The 4444-nt window shown below is 72.2% G+C and carries 3 protein-coding genes and 1 pseudogene; 2 read left to right on the top strand and 2 right to left on the bottom strand.

Annotated elements, in window-relative coordinates; all coding sequences use genetic code 11:
• Positions 1 to 410: pseudogene (locus M0P34_RS13915) on the bottom strand (hypothetical protein); the annotation flags it as partial.
• Positions 411 to 623: 213 nt separating this feature from the next.
• Here M0P34_RS13915 and M0P34_RS13910 point away from each other — a divergent pair.
• Together M0P34_RS13910 and M0P34_RS13905 are read left to right on the top strand one after the other, a co-directional pair.
• Positions 624 to 1571, top strand: coding sequence for a hypothetical protein (locus tag M0P34_RS13910; RefSeq protein WP_291500178.1), 948 nt, complete (start codon positions 624 to 626; stop codon positions 1569 to 1571).
• Between the two features lie 73 nt (positions 1572 to 1644).
• Positions 1645 to 2115: a DUF3124 domain-containing protein gene (locus M0P34_RS13905; RefSeq protein WP_291500176.1), complete on the top strand. Its 471-nt coding sequence runs from the start codon at positions 1645 to 1647 to the stop codon at positions 2113 to 2115.
• Between the two features lie 93 nt (positions 2116 to 2208).
• Here the strand turns inward: M0P34_RS13905 and M0P34_RS13900 are convergent.
• A partial coding sequence (locus M0P34_RS13900) for a chemotaxis protein CheA (RefSeq protein WP_291500174.1) occupies positions 2209 to 4444 on the bottom strand: 2236 nt, incomplete at its 5' end.

The raw sequence follows: 4444 nt of genomic DNA, 5'->3' as shown, positions 1-4444 counted from the left end.
GGGGCCCGGGGCGCAAGGCCGGGATGGGCCTCCCACGCCTGGCCGGGGGCCGGGGCGGGCGGGGCCTGCTCCGGGGCGGCGGCGGAGGCCGGGGCAGCGGCGGACGGGGCCTGCTCCGGGGCGGCGGGCCGGGCCAGCCCCTGGCCGGGAGCGGCGTCCAGCAGCGGTTCCGACACGGGGCCGGGCCCGGATTCCAGGGCGCCCACGCGCCGCTCCAGGTCGTCCACCCGGGCGGCCAGGGCCTGCTGGGCGTCCCGCTGGGCCAGGGCCCGGGCTTCCAGGGCGCCCAGGCGCCACTGCTGGCTGTCGGCGGCCTGCGGGAACCCCCGGGAGCCCTCGTCGCGCCCGGCGCAACCCGCAAGGGCCGCCAGCGCAAGGACCACGGTGGCCAGACGGAGCAAGCGGGGCATGGTCCCTCCCTGGCGGATGGTGGAAAACGGCATCGCTCCCTCATAGGCCAGGGGCGCGGAAAGTTCAAGGGCGCCGAGCACCTGGAAGGCGTGTGGACGCCCAGGGCGGCCTTGCCCAAAAACTGTTTTTCGGGCACAACTCCTTGCGTCCGGGCCGCCCTGCCGGGAGCCCGCGCCCCGCCCGGGGCAAGCCCTCGCACAAGGAGTCCGACGATGCAGCTTCCCGAACCTTCCCCGGCCCTGGCCGCCGTGTTCCTGCTCCTGGCCCTGCACCTGTGCGCCGTCTACGTCGGCCTGGGGGCCTTTGCCCTGGCCTGGTGGTGCGAGGCCCTGGGCGCCATGCGCCGGATGGCCTTCCTCAAGAAGCTGGCCCGCCAGCTCAGCGGCCTGGGCGTGCTGTTCCTGTGCTATACCGTGGCGGCCGTGGCCGGCGGGGTGGCCGTACTCTGGGTGCGCTTTCCCGAAACCCTCTGGCCCTGGACGGCGGTCCCCGAGCTGGCCGCGCCACCGGCCCTGGCCCTGGCCTGGACGCTGCTGTTCGCCCTGGCCTATGCCCTGACCTGGCCCTCGGCCCGCGAGCACCAGGGGCGCCACCGGGCCCTGGGGCTGTTCGCCGCCCTGGGCGGGCCGCTGCTGCTGGGCACCTCCCTGGCCATGAAGCTCGCGCCCCTGAACCCGTGGTATGTCGCGGCCGGGCCGCATATCGTGATGCTGCGCGGCGTGTTCGTTCCGGCCTTCGGTCCGCTGCTGGCCGCCTCGGCCCTGACCATGCTCGCCTGCGCCGCAGGCTTCGGCCAGGTCTATCTGCTGCTGCGCCGCAACCGCGACGATTTCGGGCGCGACTACTACGGCTTCGCCCTGGGGCGGCTGGCGGGCTGGGCGCTGCCGCTGGGGCTGGCCGCGGCCGGAGCCCAGGCCTGGGCCTGCACCCGGATTCCCGGGGCCTGGCCTCCCGGGGCCCAGGGCCCGGCCCTGCTGGCCGCAGGCGGGCTCGGCGCCCTGGGGCTGGCCTGCGCGCTGTGGGCCGTGGTCTGGCGCGCGAGCGCGCCCCTGCGCATGAAGCCCGCCGTCTGGCTGGCGGCCCTGGCCCTGCTGGGCGCGACGGGTGCCTTCGCGGCGTTGCAGGCCACGCTGTTCCTGCCCGCCCCCGCAGGCGCGTAGCCCGGAGCCCGGCGGGGTTTACCGCCGGGCCCCCGGGGTGCTAGAGTGATCCAGCCCAACCCGGAGGAACCCCATGCCCGCCGTCCGCAGCATCGCCCTGGCCCTGTTCGCCCTGCTCGCCTGCGCCCTGGTGGCCCACGCCGCCGAGGCCCGGCCGCCCGCCACGGGGCAGACCGTCTATGTGCCCGTCTACTCCCATGTCTACCACGGGCCCAAGAACCGCCCCTTCCCCCTGACCTGCACCCTGTCCATCCGCAACGTGGACCTTACCCGCAGCTTCCGCGTGGAGGCCGTGGACTTCTACAACAGCCACGGGGGGCTCGTGCGCGGGCTCATCGACGCGCCCCAGTTCGTGCGGCCCATGGGCACGCTGGAGTTCATCGTCGACGAAAGCGACAACGACGGCGGCTCGGGGGCGAACTTCGTGGTCCGCTGGAGCGCCGACGAGCCCCTGAACCCGCCCCTGATGGAGGCCGTGATGATCGGCACCAGTTCCAACCAGGGCATCTCCTTCATCTCGCGGGGGGTGGAGATCCAGCCCTAGCCAGCCCGCGCCCGCCCGGATGCAATGCGGCCCGCAGCGACTTCTCGTCGCTGCGGGCCGCGTCGCGTGGTCCCGCCGTTCGCGGCGGGCGGCCTACATGCCCGAGCCCACCCGGCTGGTGGACATGCGGTAGATCTCGTGCGGGTCGAGGATCAGCACCACGGAGCCGTCGCCCATGATCGTCGCGCCGGAGATGCCCTCCTTGTTGCCCAGGTAGTCGCCCAGGGGCTTGATGACGATCTCCTGGCGTTCCAGCAGGGTATCGACCACAAGGCCCAGGCGGCGGTTGTTGTCCTGGATGACCACGATGGGCACGATGTCGCGCTTCTCGGAGTTGGCGGGCAGTTCCAGGATTTCGCACAGGTCCATGATGCCCAGCACCTCGCCGCGCAGGGTCACGGCCTTGCGGCCGTTGACCTCGGTGAAGCGGCGGACCTCGATCTTGGTCGTCTCGGACACGGCCTCCAGGGGCAGGGCGTAGGTGTCTCCGGCGACCTTGACCATCAGGGCGTCGATGATGGCCAGGGTCAGGGGCAGGGCGATGGTGAAGCGCGTGCCCCGGCCGACCTCGGTGTTGATGTTCACCGAGCCCTTGAGGTTCTTGATGTTGGTCTTGACCACGTCCATGCCCACGCCGCGCCCGGAGATGTCCGTGACCTTCTCGGCGCCGGAGAACCCGGGCTCGAAGATCAGGCCGATGGCCTGCTGGTCGTCCAGGGCCTTGGCCTCCTCGGGGGTGACCATGCCCTTCTTGACGCCGACCTCGCGCATCTTCGCGGGATCGATGCCGCGCCCGTCGTCCTCGACCTCGATGGCCACGGAGTTGCCCTGGTGGTAGGCGCGCAGCCACACCCGGCCCGTCTCGGGCTTGCCCGCCGCATCGCGGTCCTCGTTGGCCTCCAGGCCGTGGTCCACGGAGTTGCGGATCATGTGGACCAGCGGATCGCCGATTTCCTCGATGACGCTCTTGTCCAGCTCGGTCTCCTCGCCTTCCATGATCAGCTCGACCTTCTTGCCGCTCTTGCGCGACAGGTCGCGCACCAGGCGCGGGAAACGCGAGAACACCGTGCTCACCGGGACCATGCGCACCTTCATGATGGTGTCCTGCAGGTCGTCGGAGATGCGCGCCATGGCGTAGGTGGTTTCGGTCAGGCTCGAGGCGACCTCGGACACGTCGATGTGCTGCCCGCCCGTTTCCAGGCTGCGGGCCAGCATGGCGAAACGATTGCGGTTGATGATCAGCTCGCCGATGAGATTCATCAGGTGGTCGAGCTTCTCGTGGTCCACGCGGATGGTGGAGGAGACCTTGGGCTTCTTGCCGGCGGCGGCCGCCGCGCCTGCGGCGGGCGCGGCGGACGCCTCGGCCTCGGGGCGCGGCGGCGCGGGCCGGGCGGCGGGGGTGCGGTCCGTGCCCCTGGGCCCGGCGGCGGAGCGCACGGGCGCCGGGGCCTGGACCACGGTGGACGCCTCGTCCTCGTCCTCGTCCGGTGCCGGGGCGGGCCGGCCCTCCCCGGCCGGGGGCGCGGGGGGTGCCGGGGGCGAGGGAGCCGGGGCGTCCTCGTCCATGGCCGAGACCAGTTCCTCCTCCACGGGTTCGTCCCCGCCCAGGCGTTCGAGCTCCCGGGCCACGAGGTCGGAAATGATGGCGCACTCCTGGCGCAGGATGTCGACCATCAGGGCGAAATCCAGGTCCGCGTCGCGGGCCTGGGCCACCAGCCCGGCCGTGCGTTCGGCGTTGATCTTGATGTCGTCCAGGCCCATGAACTGCGCGGAGTTCTGCACCGACACCAGGGACCGGTACAGCCCGTCCACATAGTCCTTCTGCCCCGGGTCCCGCTCCAGGGTCTCCAGGGCCAGGGAGATGTTGGCCAGCTGCTGGCCCACGGTTTCGCCGAAAACCTTGAGGTCCTCGACATCCACCTCCGGGCCGTCCTGCGGCGCCTCGGCGGGCGGCGGGGCCTGGGGGGCGGCGGGCGGCGCGGCGCGGCCTGGCGTGTCGGCCTCGCCCGTCGGGGCGACCTCGCCGCTCTCCACCGCCGCCTGGAGGCGGGCCACCAGGGCGGAGGTGTCGCAGGGGGTCACCTGCGAGGCGCTCATGTCGATGGCCCCGATGAGCGTCTCGATCATGTCCACCACGCCAAGGAGCAGGTCGATCATGGCGTTGGAGGTGGCCATTTCGCCCTTGCGCACGCGGTTCAGCAGGGTCTCGGCCTCGTGGGTCAGGCCGTTGAGCTCGCGGTAGCCGATGATGCCGCTGTTGCCCTTGAGGTTGTGGAAATAGCGGAAGACATCGTTGACCGTTTCCCCGGCGGCGGCGGGATTCTTCTCC

Source organism: Desulfocurvus sp. (assembly GCF_023230885.1).
Classification (GTDB): domain Bacteria; phylum Desulfobacterota; class Desulfovibrionia; order Desulfovibrionales; family Desulfovibrionaceae; genus Desulfocurvus.
This window is presented reverse-complemented; position numbering and strand designations above follow the sequence as displayed.